We start from the raw sequence: 20,026 nt of genomic DNA on the forward strand, positions 1-20,026 counted from the left end.
ATTGACCTGGTGCCGTCGGTTCGCCCACAGTCTGCCCGAACACCCCCGGCGCCCGCTCACCCGCCCGGTATCCTGGACGTCTATGCCCGCGACCTCTCTGGCGGACTGGCTGCGTGCGGAGTCCGACGACGCACTCGCCGACCTGCTGCGCACCCGTCGCGATCTGTCGACCCCGCCGCCTTCCGACACCACCGTGCTGGCCACGCGCGCCGGCACACCGGGCTCCGTCGCGCGAGCTTGCGAGGACCTCGACACGTTCACGTTGGCGGTGCTCGACGGCCTGCTCGTGGCGGGAGCGGACACCGCGCCGGTTTCGCTGGCTTCGGTCGCGGCACTGGTCGGAACAGACATTTCGGGCCCGCTGACGCGGTTGCGTGCGCGGGCGCTGGTGTGGGGCACGGACGACGAGCTGCGGGTGCCTCCGGCGGCGCGTGACGCGCTGGGGCCGTTCCCGGCGGGCCTCGGGGCGCCGTCGCCGGCGTTGGCGGCTTCCGACTTGGCGGCGCTGCTGGCGGAGGTCGGCGAGGACGAGCGCAAGGTGCTCACGGCGCTGGCCGCGGGCCCGCCGATCGGGCGCACGCGTGACGCGAGCTTCGACGTCTCGCTGTCCGACGCGGCCACGCCCGTACAGAAGCTGCTGGCGCGCTCGCTGTTGCTGCGCCGCGACGACCAGACGGTGGAGCTGCCGCGCGAGCTGGGGCTGTTGCTGCGCGGCGGGGCGGCGTTCGAGGCGGCCACACTGGTCGAGCCGAAGCTGCCCGTCCATCCACATCAGACGGACACTGTGGACTCCACGGCGGCCGGCGAGGCGATGGAGTTGTTGCGGCAGACGGAGACACTGCTGCGTTCCTGGTCGGCCACACCGCCGCCCGTGCTCAAGTCCGGCGGACTGGGCGTGCGGGAGCTGCGGAAGATGGCGAAGGACCTCGAGTCCGACGAGGCGCGCGCTTCCTTCGTCGCGGAGCTGGCCGTGGGCGCCGGCTTGGTGGCCGACAGCGAGGCGACGACGCCCGAGTGGGTGCCGACCACGCTCACGGATTCGTGGCTCGCGTCGCCGACGGTGCAGCGCTGGATGACGCTCGCGCAGGCGTGGCTGGAGCTGCCACGGCTGCCCGGGCTGGCCGGCGGGCGGGACGCGAAGGACAAGCCGATCGCGCCGTTGTCGGAGGATCTGCGTCGCCCGCTGGCGCCGGTTGCGCGCCGTCGGGTGCTGGTTGCTCTGGGGGATCTGGCGCCTGGCTCCGGCGTGAAGAGCGTGGACGAGCTGGTGGCCGTGCTCGCGTGGCGCGCGCCGCGGCGGGGCGGACGGCTGCGTGACGAGACCGTGCGCTGGACGATGGCCGAGGCGTCGGCGCTGGGCCTGGTCGGCCTGGGCGCGCTGACCACCGCCACTCGGCTGCTGCTGGAGGACGACCGCCCCGGCGCCGTCGAGGCGATGCACGACGCGCTGCCCAAGCCCGTCGACCACGTGCTGGTGCAGGCGGACCTCACGGTCGTCGCGCCGGGACCGCTCGAGCCCGAGCTGGCGACCGCCATGGCCGCCGTCGCCGACATCGAGTCGGCCGGGCACGCGACGGTCTACCGCGTCACCGAGCCGACCGTGCGCCGCGCCCTCGACACCGGCCGTACCGCCGACGAGCTGCACGCGCTGTTCCGCTCCAAGTCCGCCACCCCCGTGCCGCAGTCGCTCACGTACTTGATCGACGACGTCGCCCGCCGCCACGGCCGCCTCCGCGGCGGCGCCGCCGGGTCGTTCCTTCGTTGTGACGACGAGGCCTTGCTGGCCGAGGTCCTCGCCCACCCCGTCGCCGCGGAGTACGACCTGCGCATGATCGCGCCGACGGTCCTCATCAGCCCCGTGCCGCTCGGCGAAGTCCTGGAAGCCTTGCGCGGCGCGGGTTTCGCGCCCGCCGCCGAAGGCCCCGACGGCCGCGTCGTCGACATCCGCCCGTCCGGCCGCCGCCTCCCCGCGCGCGCCCGCGCGGCCCGCTCGCGCCCCGGCGAGCAGGCCGTCCTCACCGACGACCAGGCCACGCGCATCGTCGCCAACCTCCGCGCCGGCGACGCGGCCACCGCCCGCCGCCGCGGCTCCGCCGTCCGCGCCCACTCCGGCGGCGGCGCCGACACCACCGCAACACTGGACCTGCTCTCCCGCGCAACCCTCGAACGCCGCGAAGTGTGGATCGGCTTCGTCGACTCCCGCGGCACGGCCAGCCAACGCGTCGTCCGCCCGGTCCGCGTCGGCGGCGGCGTGCTGGAGGGGACGGATCACGAGCGGTACCCGTTGCACCGGATCACTTCGGCCGCGTTGGTGGAGGAGTAGGTCCTCCACCGTCCTCAGAGGTTGCGCCGCCCTGCCTCACGCGGATGGTCTGCCCCGTCCGAGCAGTCGGCTCAGTTCGCCGGCGAGGGCGACCGATGCCTCGATCTCGGCCTTGCGGATGGACACGCTTTCCACCAGGAAGCCGAAGGGCAGACCGAGTTTGCGGCAGAAGGCGGTCAGGTCGCGGGCGGTCGTCAGGCAGTGCTGGTAGGACTCGGCCAGTGTGTCATCGGCATGACGCAGGGAGTTTTCCAGCCAGCGTGGGACGTGGACGCCAAGCCACTTGAGGAAGGCCAGCGTCTTCACCGAGCCGCACACCGAGAGTGTGAACACGACGGGCTTCGGTTCCAGCTGCTGCTCGCGGCAGGCGTAGTAGTAGTCGGAGACCATGCTCTTCGCCGCGTCGGAGCTGTAGATCACCTGCGAAATGAAGTACGCGCAGCCCGCCTGCTGCTTGGTGATCAGTCGCCGGTGCTCGTCGGGGCGTTCGGTGATGGCGACGCCGCCGAGCAGCAGGTCCGGGCGGGCGTCCCGGCGCAGCGCCTGAGCCTGGGACAGGCGGGTCCGCACCTCCTTGTCCCTCGAAGACGCGCCGACGAACACAGTGAGCACGCGGTCAGAGTCGGCTGTCTGCAACCAGGTCCGCAGGTGCGCCTCGGTGTACTTGCCCACGCAGCGGTAGACGACCGCCGGCCGGTGCCACTCGCCGAGGTATTCCGCGTGGTACACGGCGGGATCAAGGGTCGGCAGGTAGGGGAACGGCCGCTCCGCCGGGTTGCGGTCGCTCTCGTCGTCGATGTCGTACAGCGCCAGACCGTCGACCTCGAGGGAGTCCAACCGCGCCAACGTCGCCGCGGTGATCTCCCGGATCCGCTCGGGATCGGTACTCAGACGGGGCGGCGTGATGCCGAACAGCAGGATCTCACTGCCGGCTTCGGTCACCAGCGTCCGGAGAGCGGCGCTGTCGCTGTGGTCCACCATGCGCGGAAGCTAGCAGCTTCATCCGTCGGACGGCGCTCCCCCGTCAGAGGTTGCGCAGGCCCCGCAGGACACGCTCCATGAAATCGCGCGAGGAGCGGTCGCCCAGGACGAGTTCGGTTTGGTGGATGAGGACCAGGCCGATGTCGGCCATGTCGCCGACCAGGATTTTCACCACGCCGAGGGGCAGGTGGAGGTGGGCGGCGATCTCGGCGACCGAGCGGGTGTCCAGGCAGAGGTCGCAGATGCGGCGGTGCTCGATGGAGCGCACGCCCCGGTAGCGGCGGCCGTCGTCGCTGGTGGAGACGAGGGCTTCGAGGGCGAGGTTGTGGTCGGAGCGGGTGCGGCCGCGGGTGCGGGCGTAGGGGCGGACGCGGGATTTGGCCGGTTTTGCCACCGGGGGCACGTCTTCGCGAGACCACGTCTGCTCGGACTCAGGTGAGTAGGGCTCGGCCGCGTACTGATCCTGGTGTGCCGCAACGGGTTCAGGCGCGTACTGCTCAGCCTCGGACTGGTGCGCGGCACGCTCGGGCGATTCCTGCTCAGCCGGGTACGAGTCAGGCGAGTACGGCTCAGCCGGGTACGAATCATGCTGCGGCACAACGGTTTCGGGCGCGCGGCGGCGGCCGGTGGTGCGCTCCGGGGGTTCGGCGAGGCGGTGCTGGGCGTCGGCAGGCGGGAGGTAGCCGACGTCGGCCGGGGTGGGGCGGTAGGGCCGGTCGCGGTCGGCGGTGTCGACGGCGGCGCGGCGGCCGCGCAGGTCCGAGTGCGAAGGCGCCACGACGGCGTGGCGGCCGGTCGACTCGGAGGCGGGCGCTTCGAAATAGCCCGAGGAATACTCGGTGGCAGACGTCTGGTGGTGCTCGGCGGGATACGACGCCGGTGCGGCAGAACGGTTGTAGTCCGTCGGATAACCGGCATCGGAAGCAGGAAGCTGGTGGTAGCCGGAGGGGTACGGCTGAGCCTGCTGATACCCGGAGGCGTGAGGATCCGAAGCGGGAGCCTGGTGATAGCCGGAGGGGTACGGCTCAACCTGCCGGTGTCCCGAGGCGTAAGGATCCGAGGCGGGAGCCTGCTGATACCCCGAGGCGTAAGCATCCGAAGCGGAAGTCTGGTGGTACCCCGAGGCGTAAGCATCCGAAGCGGGAGCCTGCCGGTACCCCGACGCGTAGTCGTCAGCAACCGGAGTCTGGTAATAACCCGAGGCGTACGCGGCATCCGTAGCAGGCGCCTGCTGGTAGCCAGCGGACTCCGGAACACGCTGGTACCCCGACGCATGAGCAGCATCCTGCTCATACCCGGCCCCACCCGCAGGCTCCTCCACCGCAGCCAAATGCCGCCGCTCCGGAGCCTGGTAATAAGCCGAGTCCTCCGGAACCTGACGGTCCTCGTGCGTCAAGTACGACTCGGCGTCGTAGTACCCCGAGGAAGTCCCGGTCTCCTCCCAGTACCCCGACTCCCCGTCCTCGACCCACTCGTACCCGTCATCGTCGTAGTGCTCAGAAGACGAAGGAGCAGCAGGAACAGGAGCAACCGGACGAACAGGAGCAGGCGGACGAACAGGAGCAACCGGACGAACAGGAGCAACCGGACGAACAGGAGCAGGCGGCGGGACAGCAGAAGCAGCGGGCCGCCGGTGCGGCAGCATCGTCTTCAGCGTGCTCAGCTCGAAATGGCTCGGCGAGTCCACGCCTTCACGGTCGGTGCCCTTGTGCAGCGCGTCCCAAGCGCCCGTGTCCTGTTCGCCGAAGCCGGAGATCCTCATGTACTAACCACGCACCCCGCCCTGGAGCTGGGCGCGCAGTTCGGGCGTGAGCTGCTGGCCGACGCGCTCCACGAGCAGCGTCATCTCGTACGCGACCGTGCCGATGTCGCACGTGGGGGCGGCCAGCACGGCCAGCGACGACCCATCGGACACCGACATCAGGAACAGGTACCCGAGCTCCATCTCGACCACGGTCTGGTTCACACCACCGGCCTCGAAACACCGCGCGGCGCCCTGCGTCAGGCTCACGAGGCCCGACGCGACGGCCGAGAGCTGCTCGGCGCGCTCCTGCGGCAGACCTTCCGACGGCGCGAGCAGGAGACCGTCGGCCGACACCAGCACGGCGTGGGCGGCGCCGGCCACCCGGCGCACGAAATCCGTGATCAGCCAGCTGAACGTGCCCTGGCCTTCCTGGCCGGAAACGGTCACTGTCCCTCCAAACTGGTCGAACACCGCCGAACACCGCCATGATCGCCGGGCGGGCGTGAAGACGCCGTTCCAGCGTATTCACCCGCCCGACACTGTCGAGCCCGCGTCGGGCGAGCACCCGTGCACTGTGCGTACCCATACGCACGCGCATCGCGCGAACCCATACGGGATCACGCATACGTGGGTCACTCGGTGGTGGCGCCGGCAACTGTGCGCAGCGGGGTGTCTGCGCAGGTCACCGGCCGTTCGGCTGCCCGTTCGGGCCTCGCCGGCCCCGACCGTACCGAAGAGCGGGCGGGGAGCCCTACCCCGGTCGGAGGCACCACTCCCCGAAGCGGGTGAAGCACGTGGAGTTCACTCCAACGGCCGCACCCGGTTTCGGGTACTGGGGTTCTAGCCTGCCCTCAGTGCCGTGTCGTGAGCGATGGCGTGCTGCACGACCGAGATCAGCACCTGCTTGGCGGAGTCACGCTCGCGCGCGTCGCAGGCCATGATCGGCACCGACGGGGAGATCGTCAGCGCGTGCCGGACGTCTTCGATCTGGTGGTGCAGCAACCGGTCGAAGCAGTTGATCGCGACCACGTACGGCAGTTTCCGGTTCTCGAAGAAGTCGATGGACGGGAACGCGTCGGCGAGCCGCCGCGTGTCCACCAGCACCACGGCCCCGATCGCACCGACGGCGAGGTCGTCCCACATGAACCAGAACCGGTGCTGGCCCGGCGTGCCGAACACGTACAGCACGAGGTCCGAGTCGAGCGAGATCCGGCCGAAGTCCATGGCGACCGTGGTGGTCGTCTTGTTCGGCGTGGCCGAAGTGTCGTCGTGGCCGACACTCGCCTCGGTCATCATGGCCTCGGTGGTCAGCGGGTCGATCTCCGAAATCGCCCCGACCATTGTCGTCTTGCCCGAACCGAACCCACCCGCGACCACGATCTTGGCCGACGAGGTCGGACCTGTCACCTGCGGTGTGTTCGCGTCGGAGTCAAATTCTCCGAAGCCCACTGAGCACCCTTTCCATGAACTCGATACTGGGGCGGTCGCCCGAGGAAGTGCTGCTGGTGGTGTGCACCAGCACCAGTCCGAGACCCGCCACGTCACCAATGAGCACCCGCACGACGCCGAGCGGCAGGCGCAGAAGCGCCGCCACCTCCGCGACCGAGCGGGTGTCGATGCACAGATCGCAGATGGACCGGTGCTCGGGCACGCGCACGCGGTCCAGCACGCGCCCCTGCTCGCTGGTCGAGACCAGGGCCTCGATCGCGAGGTCGTAGGTCGGCCTCGTCCGGCCGCGCGTGCGGAAGTACGGGCGCACGAGCCCGGACGTCTCCACCTCGGCCGCCGGAGGTTCGTCCACGTACTCGCCCGCGGCCTGCTGCGGCAGGGCTTCGGCGAGCTCGTTGGACGACGGTCCCGGCGAGCCGTCGCGCTGCGCGCTGAACGCCGCGAACTCCGCGGAGTCGTACAGCGGCCCGCTCGCGCCGCCGAACAGCTCGGCGCCCGGACCGCCCAGGAGGCGGTCGCGGTACTCGCCGGTGATCGGCTGCTGCCCGGCATTGGAGTCCGTCAGCCAGTTCGGCGGCTCCCGCACCGGATCCGCGTCGGATCCCGTGGCGCGCCGGGCGCGCCACTCGCGGTCCACTCGGTCCCGGAAGGACTTCCAGTCCTCCCGGCCTTCGTCCCGCTCGGCCCAACCGCCGGTGAAATCGTCACCGAGCCGGCCATCGCCCCTCAAGCGCCCGTCGTCCACGGTCTGCTCCTGAAGTTCCCGATCCGCCTAGCGGCGGATCGCAGCGCCCTGCAGTTGCGCGCGCATTTCCGGCGTCAGCTGCTGGCCGACTCGTTCGACCAGCAACGTCATCTCGTATACGACGAGACCGATGTCGCTGTCCGGCGCGCCCAGCACCGCGAGGCACGAGCCGTCGGAGACCGACATCAGGAAGAGGAAGCCGTTGGCCATCTCGACCACGGTCTGCGCGACCGGGCCGCCTTCGAACACCTTCGCCGCGCCGCGCGCCAGGCTGGTCAGCCCGGAGGCGACCGCCGCCAGCTGGTCGGCCCGGTCCTTCGGCAGCCCTCGCGAAGCCGCGAGCAGGAGCCCGTCGGCCGAAACGACCACCGCGTGGGCCGCGCCCGGAACCCGGTGGACGAAGTCCGTGATCAGCCACGCGAAGCTGCCCGCCACGCCGCCGCCGGCCCTGCCGTTCGGCTGCGCCGAGCCGCCCCCCGGCTGCACTGCACCCGCCCGTGTCACTGTCGCTCCTCACTGCTGTCGCTCACATACCCGGACCCGGTGACTCGTACGCCTTCGTCGTCGAGCCGGGCTTCGTCGGCCGGCCGTTCCTTCAAACTGTGCCGTCCGGAGGTGTACCCACGCTGGAAGCTTGCCATCCTGTTGCGGGCCGCGGCGGCCGAGCGGGTGATAGCACCCGTTCCGGGCAGACCGGAAGTCGCGTCGGTGAACGAATTGTGCTGGTCATCCGGTGCGGAGTCACCGCCGATCGAGCCCGGCACGAGGTACGCGTTGGGCACCCGCTTGGGCAGGCCCGCCGGCGTGATCTCCTCGGCCTTCTTCTCCAGCAGCGACTGCGCGGCCTGCCAGCCCTCGTCCGACGCGCTGCTCCAGCCGTCGTCGGAACCGGGGTAGAGAGGCGTTGCTTCGATCGGCTCCTCCTCACGGCTGTCGAAGGCGCCGCCGATCCCGGCCGGCTCGTCAGCCGCCACCGAGGCAGCCGAGAACCCGTTGGCCGCTGCGGCCTCGCGGGCCCCGGCGGCTTCCGGTTCGACCGGAGCCTCGGCCGGAGCCGCTTCGGCTGCCGGGGCGCCGAGCTCGTCGGCCGCACCGGGTTCACTGTCGTCGCTGCCCTCGCTGAACCACCGCGAAAGCACCGACTGGTAGATCGGCAGGCGCCGCGTGGGCACGTCGTCCTCAAGGGCCGACGCGCCGTCGTCCACGGCCGGCTCCTGCCGCTGCGGCTCCTCCGGCGCGACGTACTTCGGTTCGCGCTTCGGGAGCACCAGCGGCGGGAACTGGGTCTCCGCCAGGCTCGCACCATCCCCGTTGGGCTGCTGGGTGAGCGGGGCGAGATCCTCCGCCGTCGGCCACGCCGGCACCTCGGGCAGCGACGCCTCCGGGCTCAGGAACGGCCCGGCAGCGCGGTTTCCGGCCACGAGGTCGTCGAGGCTGATCGGCTGGTCGAGCGGCACGAGGCCACCATTGGACTGCGCCGGCACGGCCGGTGCGGGCGGAGCCGCGGGCGGTGCCGAAGGGGGCGGTGGCGTCGAGTCGAACTGCGAGTCGAACTGGTCGAACTGCTGCCGGTTGCCCGGCGGCAGGCTCGGGTGCGAGACCTCGTTGCGGTTCAGCGGCGGCGGCGTGTGGCGCGGCATGGGGTTGGCCACGCGCACCTGCGTGAGCAGCTCGGCCGGCACCACCACGCGGGCGATCACGCCGCCCTCGATGTCCTCGTTCTCGCGTAGCCGCACCTCGATGCCGTGGCGCTGGGCCAGGCGCGCGACCACGTACAGACCCATTCGCCGCGTCACCGACACGTCGAGGTCCGGCGGGTCGGCCAGGCGCTGGTTGACCTCCGCGAGGCGGTCCTCCGTCATGCCGACACCGTGGTCGGTGATCTGGATGGCCAGGGCCTTCTTGCGAGTCACCACAGCCCGCACTGTGACCTTCGTCTCCGGTTCGGAGAAGTAGGTCGCGTTGTCGAGCAGTTCGGCGAGCACGTGCACGAGGTCGTGGATCGCGAGGCCCTGCACGGCGACCTCGGGGACGATGCCGACCTCGATGCGGGCGTACTGCTCGATCTCCGACACCGCGGCGCCGATCACGTCGGCCGCCGGCACCGGCTTGGGCACGGACTTCGCGAGACCGGCGCCCGAGAGCACCAGCAGCGACTCACCGTTGCGCCGCAACCGGGTGGCGAGGTGGTCGAGCTCGAACAGGCTCGCCAAGTGGTCCGGGTCCTGCTCGTCGGCCTCGAGCCGGTCGATCACGCCGAGCTGGCGTTCCACCAGCCGCTGCGACCGCCGCGAGAGGTTCACGAAGATGCCGTTGACGTTCTCGCGCAGCAGGGCCTGTTCGGCGGCCATCTTCACGGCCTGGCCGTGGACCACGTCGAACGAGCGCGCCACTTCGCCGATCTCGTCGCGTGAGGTGACCGGAACCGGGTCGACGGCCTTCTTGGAGGCGTTGACCGGATCCGGATCGTCCAGAATGGACTGAACCGTCTCCGGCAGCCTCGTGTAGGCCACGTCGAGCGCCGTGGTCCGCAGCACGCGCAGCGGCCGCAGCATCAGGCGGGCGATCACGAGCATGAGGATCAGCGCCGCGATGAGCGCCGCGAGCACGATCACACCACCGACCCACGCCGAGCGCACGGCCGAGCTGGCCAGGTCGTCGGCTTGGGTGCGCAGCTGCGTGAGCAGGTTCGTCTCGACCGCGCGCATCTTGTCGGAGGCGACGGTGCTGTCCTGCCCGAGCTGCGTCGGGTCGATGTTGAGCGCTTCGCCTTGCTGCGCGAAGGAGAACGCCTGCGTCTGGATGCGGCGCCGGTCGTCGACCTCCGGGCCCGAGACGGTGTCGGAGTACAGCTGCACCTGGTCGTCGGTGGCGTTCGCGAGGAACGCCGCGATCGACGCGTCGCCACTGGCTTCGGCGGCGCGCGTCTCGTCGAGGAGGTCGCCGGGGAAGCCGTTGCGGAAGGCCGCGATCTCCAGGGCCGTGTCGCCGCGGAGCGTGAACTCCTTGGCCTCGCTGATGGCCTGGGTGCTGTTGCCCAGGCGCAGCAGGTCCCGGTCGGTGACCGCGGTGGTCACCTCGCGGCCCAGCTGGATCAGCGAGTTGAGGATGGAGGAATAGGTGTCCAGCACCGCGACGTCCGAGTAGGACGAGGAGCCCACGGCCGCGCGCAGCGGGCGCAGCGCGTCGAGGCGCTGGATTCCGCGGGCGTACCGATCAGCGGTGGCCTGGTCATCTGGATTCAAGTTGACCAACGAGTTGCGCAGGTCCTCGACGTCGTGGTCGACCTTCGCGATCTGCGCGTCGAGCCCGGTCTGGCGCAGCGCGTCGCCGGAGGAGATCCGCGCGACGGCGAGGCTGCGCTCGCCCTGCAGGTCGTGGATGACCGCGGTCACCTTGCCCGCGAACGCGACCTGGTCCGCGGTGTGGCCGAGCTGCACGGCCTGCTGCGCGTCGTCCGCCACCCGCAACGCGCCGAGCACCAGCGCGGTGAGCGTCGGGATGATCAGGATCAGGGCGAGCTTCGAGCGAAGCCGCCAGTTGTTCAGCGCGAAGACCGAACCCCGTCGTGCGGGATTCGCCCCACCTTCGCGCGCAGGGGCCCCTCCCACCCCCGCGGTGTCTTCGTTCGGCACCGCCGCACCACCATCTTCGTCGGGGCCCGAGGGACCCTGTGAGTTGAAGCCTGTCGTGCCCGCGACCACTACCCGCACGCTCCCGGCAGGCCGCCCGGCACCTCAGCGGCCCGGTGGGCCTGGGCCATTACACCCTTTCGGGGGAAAAGATCCACTTCCAGGTGCGGTTTCGCGCCGCCCTGGACGCGGAATCGGTTCAGTACTTGCATGGCGTTCGGTCCCCGCACTGGTCGATCACTGGTCCAATAGGCCTAAGCCACCAGTCCGCCGACGAGTGCCGGCCTGCGCAGAGTGCCTCTCAGCGAGGCTGACTCTCACTACATCGGTGGTCCACACCTCACACTGCCGGAGCAGAGGGTAGCGAACGACTCGGTGATTTGTAACCCTCTTGACAGCCGATCCAGAACACCCAAGTAGCGGATCAAGCCGATTCGTAGTTGGCTCCGACGTGCCGGATGATCTTCAACTCGACCACCTCGATCCCCTGATCGAGTGATTCACGCCACTGTCGGACCGTTGATGAACACCCATTGTGATGGATGCGGCGCTTCTCTACAGTAGCCGCGTGACTCCGGACAATGAGCCACACCCACCAAACCCAGCACGGTCAACACCCATGTGACCTCATTCTCCAAGGAGTGGCATTGTTTGAAACAGCCGGGAGCAGCCAGGCAAGACTCGGGCGCCGTGGCTTCCTCTCCCTCGCCATGGCGAGCGGCGTCGCACTGACCGCGAGCGGCTGCGGCCTGCTCGGGGGTTCGGACGACTCGGGCAGCACCAACGGCGCGTCGGGGCTCGAGAAGACGAAGATCAAGGTCTCGATCATGCCGACGATCGACGTCGCGCCGTTCCACCTCGCCGTGCAGAACGGCTACTTCAAGGACGAAGGCCTCGAGGTCGAGTCCGTCGACGCCGCCAGCGGTGACGCCTCCGTGACGAAGCTGATGTCCGGAGAGGTCGACATCGCGTACGCGAGCTACACGCCGTTCTTCATCGCGAAGAGCAAGGGCAACGCGGACATCAAGTTCGTGTCCGACGCCTCCTCCGCCGGCCCGAAGAGCACCGAGATCGTGGCCATGCCCAACGGTTCGGTGAAGAGCGTGCGCGACCTGGCGGGCAAGAAGATCGCCATCACCGCGCAGAACACCATTTGCGACACCCTGACCAAGTCCGTGATGCGCGACAACGGCGTGGACTTCTCCAAGGTGCAGTGGGTTTCCCTGCCGTTCCCGAGCATCGGCGCGGCCGTGAAGCGCGGCGACGTGGACGCGGGCTTCCTCACCGAGCCGTTCATCACAGGGTCGGCGAAGACCAACGGCACGGTGCCGATCATCGACACCGCGACCGGTGCCACGCAGGACTTCCCGACCGCGGGCTACGGCTCGCTGGGCAAGTTCACCTCGTCGAGCCCGAAGACCGTGGCGGCGTTCCAGCGGGCGATGCTGCGCGCCACCAAGGAATCCGCGGACCGCTCGAAGATCGAGCCGCTGATGGTGCAGTTCTCGAAGGTCGACGAGGCCACCGCCTCGCTCACCGCACTGCTCACCTTCCAGTCCACTCTGGACGCCCGTCGTCTGCAGCGCGTGCCGGACCTGCTGCAGCAGTTCGGGTCGATCCCGGCCAAGATCGACGTCGCGCAGATGATCGTGGCACAGCCGAGCGCTTCCTGACGTGCGACTCGTTCGGAACCTGGTCGGCCTGCTCGGCTTCCTCCTGATCTGGGAGGTCGTCGTGCGGGCCGGCCTGATCGACCAGAACGACGTGCCGCCGCCCACGATCGTGTTCGCGCGCATCGGCGAGCTGTTCGGCGACGCCGAGTTCGTGCGTGACGTGATCGCGTCCGTGCTCGCGTGGCTGATCGCGATGGCCATCTCCATCGTGATCGCGGTGCCGGCCGGGCTGGTGCTCGGCAGCGTGCGCTGGCTGCGCGACGCGACCAAGGCCATCGTCGAGTTCCTCCGGCCGATCCCTTCGGTGGCCTGGATCCCGCTGATCCTCATCGTGGTCGGCGGCGGGCCCGAAGCGAAGATCACGCTCGCGGTCTACGCGGCCGTGTGGCCGATCCTGTTCAACACGATCTACGCGATGGCCGAGATCGACCCGGTGCTCATCGAGACCGCGCGCTCCTACGGCACGCCGAAGTCGCGGCTGCTGACCTCGGTGGCGCTGCCGCACGCGGCGCCGTTCGTGTTCACCGGCATCCGGATGTCGGCGGCGATCTCGCTGATCCTGGTGATCAGCACGGAGTTCCTCGCCGGCGCGAAGCTGGGCATCGGGCAGTTCGTGCTCGAGGCGTCGTCCGGCTCCGGGCGGATGGACCTGGTGCTCGCGGGCACCGTCGTGGCCGGGGTGCTGGGATACCTCGCCAACGAAGGGCTCGAGCGGCTGGGCAAGCGGCTGTTCCGCTGGAGCAGCAACGACGAAGGGGACGTCGCGTGACCGTCGTCGGCAAACCGGTAGCCGCCGCGCGCGGCCGCGTGAGCCGCGGCCTGAGCGGCTTCGCGCGCAAGTGGCTGCTGTTCGTGGTGCTCGTGGTGATCTGGCAGGTCATCACGCAGTTCACGGAAAGCGTGTTCTTCCCGCCGCCCACCAAGATCGTCGCGGCGGCGGTGAAGCTGTGGTTCTCCGGCCCGGCCTCGCACGTTTTCCTCGGCCAGGCGGTGTTCGACCACATCCTGCCCAGCCTCGCGCGGGTGCTCGGCGGCTGGCTGCTCTCGGTGGTGCTGGGTGTCGCACTGGGAACAGCGCTCGGGCGCTCGAAGACCGGCATGGACTACGTGGGCCCGCTGTTCGCGTTCTTCCGCGCGATCCCGCCGCCGGCGCTGGTGCCGGTGTTCATCGTGTTGTTCCACATCGGACCGGGGATGCAGATCGCCACGATCATCTTCGGTTCCGTGTGGCCGATCGTGATGAACACGGTGGACGGCGTGCGCTCGGTCGACAAGGTGAAGGTGGAGACCGCGCGGGCGTTCCGCACGCCGCGGTTCTACTGGATCACCACGGTCGTGCTGCCGGCCGCGATGCCGAAGATCTTCGCGGGTCTGCGGCTCTCGCTGTCGATTTCGCTGATCCTCATGGCGATCTCGGAGCTCGTCGGCTCGCTCAACGGCATCGGCTACGCGCTGATCGCCGCCCAGCGCGCGTACGACTTCGACCAGATGTGGGCGTGGATCGTGCTGCTGGGCATCCTGGGTTACGGGTTCAACGCGGCCCTGCTCGCCGTCGAGCGCCGGGTGCTCAAGTGGCAGCCCGGCCGTCACTAGAACTTTCCGGAAGGTAGTCAGAATGTCGACCATGCTCGAGGTCTCCGACCTCAGCCACCGCTACGGCACGGGCGACAAGGCGCACGTCGCCGTGAACGAGCTGTCGTTCACCGTCGAGGCGGGCCAGCTGGCGTGCATCGTCGGCCCTTCGGGGTGCGGCAAGTCGACGCTGCTGCGCGCGATCGCGGGCCTGCTGCCGCCGTCGTCGGGCACCGTGAGCCTGCACGGCGACCTGGTCACCGGCGTGCCGGACGACCTCGCCGTGGTGTTCCAGGACTACAGCCGCTCGCTGTTCCCGTGGCTGACGGTGGGGAAGAACGTCGAATTCCCTTTGCGCTGGACCAAACTCGACAAGGCCGAACGGCGCAAGCGGGCCGCTTCGGCGCTCGAGGCCGTCGGGCTGGCCGGGGTCGGGGCGAAGTTCCCGTGGCAGCTTTCGGGCGGTATGCAGCAGCGCGTGTCGATCGCGCGGGCGCTGGCTTCGCGGCCGGCGCTGCTGATCATGGACGAGCCGTTCGCCTCCGTCGACGCGCAGACGCGCTTCGAGCTGGAGGACCTGCTGCGGCGGGTGCAGCGCGAGCAGGGCACCACGGTGCTGCTGGTGACGCACGACATCGACGAGAGCGTGTACCTGGGCGACCGGGTGCTCGTGCTGTCGAAGTCCCCGGCGTCGATCGTCGCCGACCTGCCCGTGGACCTGCCGGCGGAGCGGGACCAGATCACGACGCGGGAATCCCCCGAGTTCGTGACGCTGCGCGGCGAGGTGGCTCGGTTGCTGCACGGGCCGGCTTCGGCGGCGGTGGCGGGCGAAGCCGAGCGTGAGCTGGTGGAGTCCGAGGTCGCCGAAGAGGCCGCGGTGAAGGCCGAAGCCAAGAGCTGAGGATGTTCTTGCTGAACGGGGCACCCATGCCGGGTGCCCCGTTCTGGCGTCTCAGGCCTTCGCTCGCGAGTCCGGGCCGGTCTCGTCGGGGCCGATCTCCGGCAGCGTCCGCACGCCGAGCACGTTGGCGCCCACCAGCTTGCGCGTGGCGAGGTTGCCCATCGGCATGAACGTGCTCGCCTGCACGTCGCGCCACATCCGCTCGAACGGCAGCTTCTTCGTGTACGACATGCCGCCCAGCACGTCGACGAGGCGCTGCATCACCTGCACGGCGTTGTTGGCCGCCACGTACTTCACGACCGCGCAGCGGGCGACTCCGTCCTGCACGTCGCCGGTGAAGAGGCGCCGCGACATCACGTCTTCGGCGTGGCCGCGGATGAGCGCCCGCGAGCTGTCGAGGAGGATCTGGCACTCGCCGATCACGTCCTGCAGCACCGGATCGCCCGTCTTGCCGCGCTTCTGAAGCGAGCGCACGGTCCAGTCGAGCGCACCCGCCGCGACTCCCGTGTAGACGGCCGAGAACGCCGGCATCGCCCACGACCACACGGTTTCCAGCACCCGCGCGTCGAGGTGCTTCACCGGCAGCGAGTGGACGACGGCGCTGTCCTCGACGAACACCTTGGTGAGCTCGACGTCGTTGCTCTGCGTGCCGCGCATGCCCATGGTGTCCCAGGTCTGGTGGATCCGGACCCCGGGCTGGTCGAGGGCGATCTGGCACAGCAGCAGCCGTGGGCCGCCGTCGGCGTCTTCGTAGCGCGCAGTGGTGGAACAGTGCGTGGCCACGGCGGTGTTGGTGGCGAAGCTCTTGCGGCCCGTGAGCTCGAACCCGCCTTCGACGCGGACGGCCTCGGTGTTCGAGTCCGTCATGTCGTTGCGCAGGCCGGTTTCGCTGGTGACCGACGCCCAGATCAGCTCGCCCTCAGCCGCTTTCGTGAGCAGCTCGGCCAGGCGCGGCGACTGCGTGCGCCGCCAGACGCTCGCCCACTGCCCCAGCGGCGAGAGGTGCATCGTGAACGCCAGCGCGGTGGCGCCGTCGCCCATCGCCAGGCGCTCCAGCACGGGCAGGATCTCCGGCAGGCCCGCGCCGAAGCCGCCCAGCTCCTCCGGCACGGACAGGCGCAGGAAACCCGCTTCCCGCAGGTCGTCGTAGTTCTCGTGGGGGAAGGAGTTCTCGCGGTCGTGCAGGCTGGCGCGCTCGGCGAAGACGTCGGCGAGCTTGCCGGCCTGTGCGACGAGTTCCTGCTGTCCGGGAGTCAGTAGAGGCTGCACCCGGTCATCCAAACAGCGTCACCCGGTCGGGTCAATCGCGAAGATCAATACAGTTTCTGCGGATTCGGGTCCACCTTGACGTGCACGAGCGCGGGACCGTTTTCGGCGAGGGCTTCCGCCAGCGCGTCACGCAGGTCGGCGCCTTTCTCCACGGTCCGCGCCGGCACACCCATGCTCTGCGCTAGCTGCGCGAAGTCGATGCCGCCGAGCTCGGTGCCCGGCACCTTCTTGCCACCGGCCGACTCGCCGAGGATCCGCACGGCCGCGTACTGCGCGTTGTCCAGCACCACGAAGGTGACCGGCACGTTCTCGCGCGCGGCCGTCCACAGTGCCTGCACGCAGTACATGCTGGAGCCGTCGCCGAGGATCGCGACGACCTTGCGATCGGGCCGCCCCAGCGCCGCACCGACGGCCGCCGGGAGGCCGTAACCGAGTGTCCCGCTCGCGACGGTGAGGAACCCCGTGTCGGTGGAGGTGATCGGCAGGTGGTCGTGGAGGCAGTTGCGGTGGCTCGGCGTCTCCTCGACGACGATCGCGTTGTCCGGCAACAGATCCGCGACGGTGGCGTACGCGAAGTCCGGCGAGATCGGTGTGGTTTCGGCGGGCTTGGCAGGCTTTGCCGGTGGGGCTGGGATTTCGCGGCTCTTCGCGGTGACTTCTTGGGCGAGCGCCTGGATGGCGAGCTTCGGCGTGGAGCGGATGCCGGTGCCGTTGCCCGCGCGGGCCAGGATCTGCTCGTCGTCACTCACGAGGTACAGCGGCGGCAGCGGCTCCTCCGGCTCGCCGCGGTACACGTGGTAGGTGAAGGCGGGCGCGCCCAGCACCACCACGACGTCGTGCTCGCGCAGCGCCTCGGCCACCGCCTTGCGCTCGGGCTGCAGGAAGCCGAGGAACAGCGCGTGGTCCTCGGGGAACGAGCACCGCGACGACATCGGCGCGGCCCAGACCCCGGCCTTGAGCTTCTCGGCGAGCGCGACCACGTCCGGCACGGCGCCGTCCCCGTCCACACTGGCACCGACGACGAGCGCCGGGTTTTCTGCGTGGTCCAGGGCTTTCGCGAGCTCCTGGAGCGCCGCGGGATCGGGCGCGAAGCTCTGTGTCCTCCTGCCGACGGGCAGCGGCATGGTCGCCTCGGCGTCCCAGTCGTCCACAGGCACGGAGACGAACACCGGACCCTGCGGTGCCTGCGTCGCGATGTAGTACGCGTGCGCGATCGCCGCCGGCACGTCCTGCGCCCGCGCCGGCTCGATGCTCCACTTCACGTAGGGCTTCGGGAAGTTCGCCGCCTCGACGGCCCCCAGGAACGGCTCGTCCGGCAGCAGCGAACGAGTCTGCTGCCCTGCCAGCACGATCAGCGGCGCCCGGTCGCGGAAGGCGGTGAACACGTGGCCCAGCGAATGGCCCACGCCACCGGCCGAGTGCAGGTTCACGAGCACCGGCTTGCGCGTCGCCTGCGCGTACCCGTCCGCCATCGCCACGACGGCCGACTCCTGCAGCCCGAGGACGTAGGTGAAGTCGTCGGGCCACTCGGTCAGGAACGCGATCTCCGTGGTGCCGGGGTTGCCGAACACCGTGGTCAGGCCGAGGTTCCGGAGCAGTTCCCGCGTGGCGTCGCGAATCGTGCGCATGATCCGGAGGTTATCCCGGCTCCCGGCGGGTTGTCTCACCCACCCGAGTGAACATTGGTGCCGCTCACGTAGCGCACGTCGCTCAGGCGCAGCGAGTCGTCGTCCAGGGGCAGGCCGTTGGCGGACAAGAGTTCCGCGATCGTGGCGCCCGTCAGCTCCCAGCCGAGGCCGGCGAGGTAGGGCGCGGCTTCGTTGCGCTCACCGTAGTAGCGGACTTTCGCCATGTCCGTGTCGAACCCCTGCTCACGCCAGCGTTGCGCGATCTGGTTCAGGCCGGCCTTGGTCTTCTCCTCGTCGCCCGGCTTCGGGTTGGGCCTGCTCTCCGTCGCCACGCGGCTACCCGGCGCGCTGAGCTCGGTGATGGTGTCCAGCAGCCGATCCTGCGCCTCCGGCGGCAGGTACCCCAGCAGGCCTTCGGCACTCCACGCGGTCTTTTCGGCCACGTCGAACCCGTTGGCCCTCAGCGCGGCGGGCCAATCCTCACGCAGATCAATCCCGACGGCGCGACGCTCCGCGGCCGGCTCCGCGCCGAGTTCACCCAGGGCGCGGGTCTTGAACTCGATGACGTCGGGCTGGTCGAGCTCGTAGACGACCGTCTCTTTCGGCCACGGCAGCCGGTAGGCGCGGGAATCCAGGCCCGAGGCCAGGATCACGGCTTGCTTGATGCCCGCTTTGGTTGCTTCTCGGAAGAAATCGTCGTAGAACTTCCCGCGCACCTTGGCGACATCGATCGCCACCCGCCCGACCAGGTCCCCCGGCGGCTCTTCGCCACTCGCCAGCCTCGTCAGCAGGTCGATGCCCACCGCCCGCACGAGCGGCTCGGCGAACGGATCCGCGAACAGCGCGCCGTCCTCTCGCGTCGCGATCGCCCTCGCCGCCGCGGCCATGGTCGCCGTCGCGCCCACGCTGGACGCGAGGTCCCAGGTGTCTCCGTCTTGCCGGGTGGAAGTCATGCGCCGCCTTTGTCTTTTCGGGAACTCACAAGCCTTCTCTTGCACCGGGGGCAGCCACCCGCCGACACAAACCCCCGCCCTCCCTAGGGCGCGCCCATGTCCATCCTATCGGCCACCCCCGACAAAACCGGGCCGCAAGCCGATGAGGGCCCGAGTTGTCCACAACTCCGAGTCGCTGTGGATAACCGGCCCGGAGCAAGTCACAGCTCGGCGGTCGGCAGCTCCGCAGTCAGTTCGGCGAGCACCTTCTCGACGAGCCGGATGCTCGCCGCTTCGTCGAGAGCCAACGACAGCAACGTTTTGGCAACCTCCCGGTGAGCCGCAACCTCAGCCACCTCCGACGAATACGTTCCGCCGCCAAGCTGCTCCGCGTGCACGATCGCCGGCAGATTCTCGAAGTCGAGGATCACGAAGCAACCGAGCAAGCCACGGTGGTACCCAACGCGCTCCGGCACGATGCGAAGCGTGACGTTGCGCCGCGAGGCCATCTCGATCAAGTGCCGCAGCTGCCCGATCATGGTCGCCTTGCCGCCGACCTCGTTGTACAGCGCGCTGGCGCCGATGAGCGCGGTGAACTCCACCGGGCCGCGCAGCAGCTCACGACGAGCGACTCGGGTCAGGATCCGGACATCCAGCTCATCCCGGGAGATCCGGCGGTTGTCGAGGATCACCCGCGCATACTCGCCGGTCTGGAGCAGTCCCGGAACCAGGTTCAGCTGCCAGTTGAAGATAGCGGTGGCGGTCCGTTCGTACTCCGCGTAGGTCACGGCCAAGGGCGGCGCACCGGGAACCACATTCTCCAGCCAGTTCGGCTCGCGAGCGTGGCGTGCCATCAGCACCAGGCGCTCGCGTTCTTCCACTGTCAGGCGCAGGCATCCCGCCAGAGCCCCGACTTCGGACTCTTTGGGGACACGAATCCCCACTTCCCAGTTGTGCAGGTGACCCGCCGAGAGGTGAACCAGCCTGGCCAGCTCGCGCAGGCCCATACGACGTTCCTCGCGGGCCGCCTTCAACGAAAAGCCCAGCGCACGCGCCCGAGGCGTCGCGATCAATGTCGGCATTCGCGAATTGTGCCAGCAGAACGTGGCAACTTTCGAGACCTCCTTTCGGGCCTGCTGTACCCCGCCGCAAACATCGAAGCGGGGCCCTCCCCCGA

16 protein-coding genes are annotated in these 20,026 nt (G+C 69.6%); 5 read left to right on the forward strand and 11 right to left on the reverse strand.

The window, feature by feature from the left end; all coding sequences use genetic code 11:
* The first annotated feature begins 82 nt into the window (after positions 1-82).
* Positions 83-2,323, forward strand: coding sequence for a helicase-associated domain-containing protein (locus tag K1T34_RS13600; protein WP_220244627.1), 2,241 nt, complete (start codon positions 83-85; stop codon positions 2,321-2,323).
* A 36-nt stretch (positions 2,324-2,359) separates the two neighbouring features.
* On the opposite strand, the gene K1T34_RS13605 is transcribed toward K1T34_RS13600, so the two are convergent.
* From K1T34_RS13605 to K1T34_RS13635, 7 genes are all read right to left on the reverse strand, one after another.
* Positions 2,360-3,304, reverse strand: a complete 945-nt coding sequence (locus K1T34_RS13605; protein ID WP_220244628.1) for a methylenetetrahydrofolate reductase — start codon at positions 3,302-3,304, stop codon at positions 2,360-2,362.
* Between the two features lie 43 nt (positions 3,305-3,347).
* On the reverse strand, positions 3,348-5,066 hold the full coding sequence (locus K1T34_RS53285; protein WP_255638492.1) for a DUF742 domain-containing protein: 1,719 nt from the start codon (positions 5,064-5,066) through the stop codon (positions 3,348-3,350).
* A gap of 3 nt (positions 5,067-5,069) precedes the next feature.
* Positions 5,070-5,495 carry a roadblock/LC7 domain-containing protein gene (locus tag K1T34_RS13615; RefSeq protein WP_220244629.1) on the reverse strand — a complete coding sequence of 142 codons (426 nt, stop codon included), beginning with the start codon at positions 5,493-5,495 and terminating at the stop codon, positions 5,070-5,072.
* A 393-nt stretch (positions 5,496-5,888) separates the two neighbouring features.
* Positions 5,889-6,497: an ATP/GTP-binding protein gene (locus K1T34_RS13620; protein ID WP_220244630.1), complete on the reverse strand. Its 609-nt coding sequence runs from the start codon at positions 6,495-6,497 to the stop codon at positions 5,889-5,891.
* Positions 6,478-7,242 (reverse strand): DUF742 domain-containing protein, encoded by a 765-nt coding sequence (locus K1T34_RS13625; RefSeq protein ID WP_220244631.1) that lies wholly within the window; start codon positions 7,240-7,242, stop codon positions 6,478-6,480. Before K1T34_RS13625 ends, K1T34_RS13620 begins: the two co-directional genes overlap by 20 nt.
* A gap of 27 nt (positions 7,243-7,269) precedes the next feature.
* The gene (locus tag K1T34_RS13630; RefSeq protein WP_370643691.1) at positions 7,270-7,746 is read right to left on the reverse strand and encodes a roadblock/LC7 domain-containing protein; all 477 of its coding nucleotides are present in this window, start codon (positions 7,744-7,746) and stop codon (positions 7,270-7,272) included.
* Positions 7,743-10,877, reverse strand: a complete 3,135-nt coding sequence (locus tag K1T34_RS13635) for a nitrate- and nitrite sensing domain-containing protein (RefSeq protein WP_220244632.1) — start codon at positions 10,875-10,877, stop codon at positions 7,743-7,745. The genes K1T34_RS13630 and K1T34_RS13635 overlap by 4 nt, the downstream gene beginning before the upstream one ends.
* A 707-nt stretch (positions 10,878-11,584) precedes the next feature.
* On the opposite strand from K1T34_RS13635, the gene K1T34_RS13640 reads away from it, so the two are divergent.
* From K1T34_RS13640 to K1T34_RS13655, 4 genes are read left to right on the forward strand one after another with little or no spacing between them, the layout of a single operon-like run.
* A complete protein-coding gene (locus K1T34_RS13640) occupies positions 11,585-12,547 on the forward strand; it encodes an ABC transporter substrate-binding protein (RefSeq protein WP_220247187.1) in 963 nt (320 codons plus the stop codon).
* A 1-nt stretch (position 12,548) separates the two neighbouring features.
* Positions 12,549-13,316 (forward strand): ABC transporter permease, encoded by a 768-nt coding sequence (locus K1T34_RS13645; protein ID WP_220244633.1) that lies wholly within the window; start codon positions 12,549-12,551, stop codon positions 13,314-13,316.
* Positions 13,313-14,140, forward strand: a complete 828-nt coding sequence (locus K1T34_RS13650; protein WP_220244634.1) for an ABC transporter permease — start codon at positions 13,313-13,315, stop codon at positions 14,138-14,140. The genes K1T34_RS13645 and K1T34_RS13650 overlap by 4 nt, the downstream gene beginning before the upstream one ends.
* A 22-nt stretch (positions 14,141-14,162) precedes the next feature.
* Entirely contained in the window at positions 14,163-15,020 is an 858-nt protein-coding gene (locus K1T34_RS13655; RefSeq protein ID WP_220244635.1) for an ABC transporter ATP-binding protein, read from the forward strand.
* Positions 15,021-15,071: 51 nt separating this feature from the next.
* Here the strand turns inward: K1T34_RS13655 and K1T34_RS13660 are convergent, their stop codons facing one another.
* The 4 genes from K1T34_RS13660 to K1T34_RS13675 form a co-directional block, all read right to left on the reverse strand.
* Positions 15,072-16,289 carry an acyl-CoA dehydrogenase family protein gene (locus K1T34_RS13660; protein ID WP_220244636.1) on the reverse strand — a complete coding sequence of 406 codons (1,218 nt, stop codon included), beginning with the start codon at positions 16,287-16,289 and terminating at the stop codon, positions 15,072-15,074.
* 44 nt (positions 16,290-16,333) lie between these two features.
* Positions 16,334-17,917: a benzoylformate decarboxylase gene (gene mdlC, locus K1T34_RS13665; RefSeq protein ID WP_220244637.1), complete on the reverse strand. Its 1,584-nt coding sequence runs from the start codon at positions 17,915-17,917 to the stop codon at positions 16,334-16,336.
* Positions 17,918-17,952: 35 nt separating this feature from the next.
* Positions 17,953-18,870, reverse strand: a complete 918-nt coding sequence (locus K1T34_RS13670) for an SAM-dependent methyltransferase (protein ID WP_220244638.1) — start codon at positions 18,868-18,870, stop codon at positions 17,953-17,955.
* Between the two features lie 200 nt (positions 18,871-19,070).
* A complete protein-coding gene (locus tag K1T34_RS13675; protein ID WP_220244639.1) occupies positions 19,071-19,931 on the reverse strand; it encodes a helix-turn-helix transcriptional regulator in 861 nt (286 codons plus the stop codon).
* Positions 19,932-20,026 lie beyond the last annotated feature (95 nt).

Source organism: Amycolatopsis sp. DSM 110486 (assembly GCF_019468465.1).
Taxonomy (GTDB): domain Bacteria; phylum Actinomycetota; class Actinomycetes; order Mycobacteriales; family Pseudonocardiaceae; genus Amycolatopsis.

What these genes read in the sequence shown, in the direction of transcription:
- K1T34_RS13670 (WP_220244638.1), bottom strand. Translation starts at nt 18,870, where the DNA reads ATGACTTCCACCCGGCAAGACGGAGACACCTGGGACCTCGCGTCCAGC.
- K1T34_RS13655 (WP_220244635.1), top strand. Translation starts at nt 14,163, where the DNA reads ATGTCGACCATGCTCGAGGTCTCCGACCTCAGCCACCGCTACGGCACG.
- mdlC (WP_220244637.1), bottom strand. Translation starts at nt 17,917, where the DNA reads ATGCGCACGATTCGCGACGCCACGCGGGAACTGCTCCGGAACCTCGGC.
- K1T34_RS13605 (WP_220244628.1), bottom strand. Translation starts at nt 3,304, where the DNA reads ATGGTGGACCACAGCGACAGCGCCGCTCTCCGGACGCTGGTGACCGAA.
- K1T34_RS53285 (WP_255638492.1), bottom strand. Translation starts at nt 5,066, where the DNA reads ATGAGGATCTCCGGCTTCGGCGAACAGGACACGGGCGCTTGGGACGCG.
- K1T34_RS13640 (WP_220247187.1), top strand. Translation starts at nt 11,585, where the DNA reads ATGGCGAGCGGCGTCGCACTGACCGCGAGCGGCTGCGGCCTGCTCGGG.
- K1T34_RS13675 (WP_220244639.1), bottom strand. Translation starts at nt 19,931, where the DNA reads ATGCCGACATTGATCGCGACGCCTCGGGCGCGTGCGCTGGGCTTTTCG.
- K1T34_RS13600 (WP_220244627.1), top strand. Translation starts at nt 83, where the DNA reads ATGCCCGCGACCTCTCTGGCGGACTGGCTGCGTGCGGAGTCCGACGAC.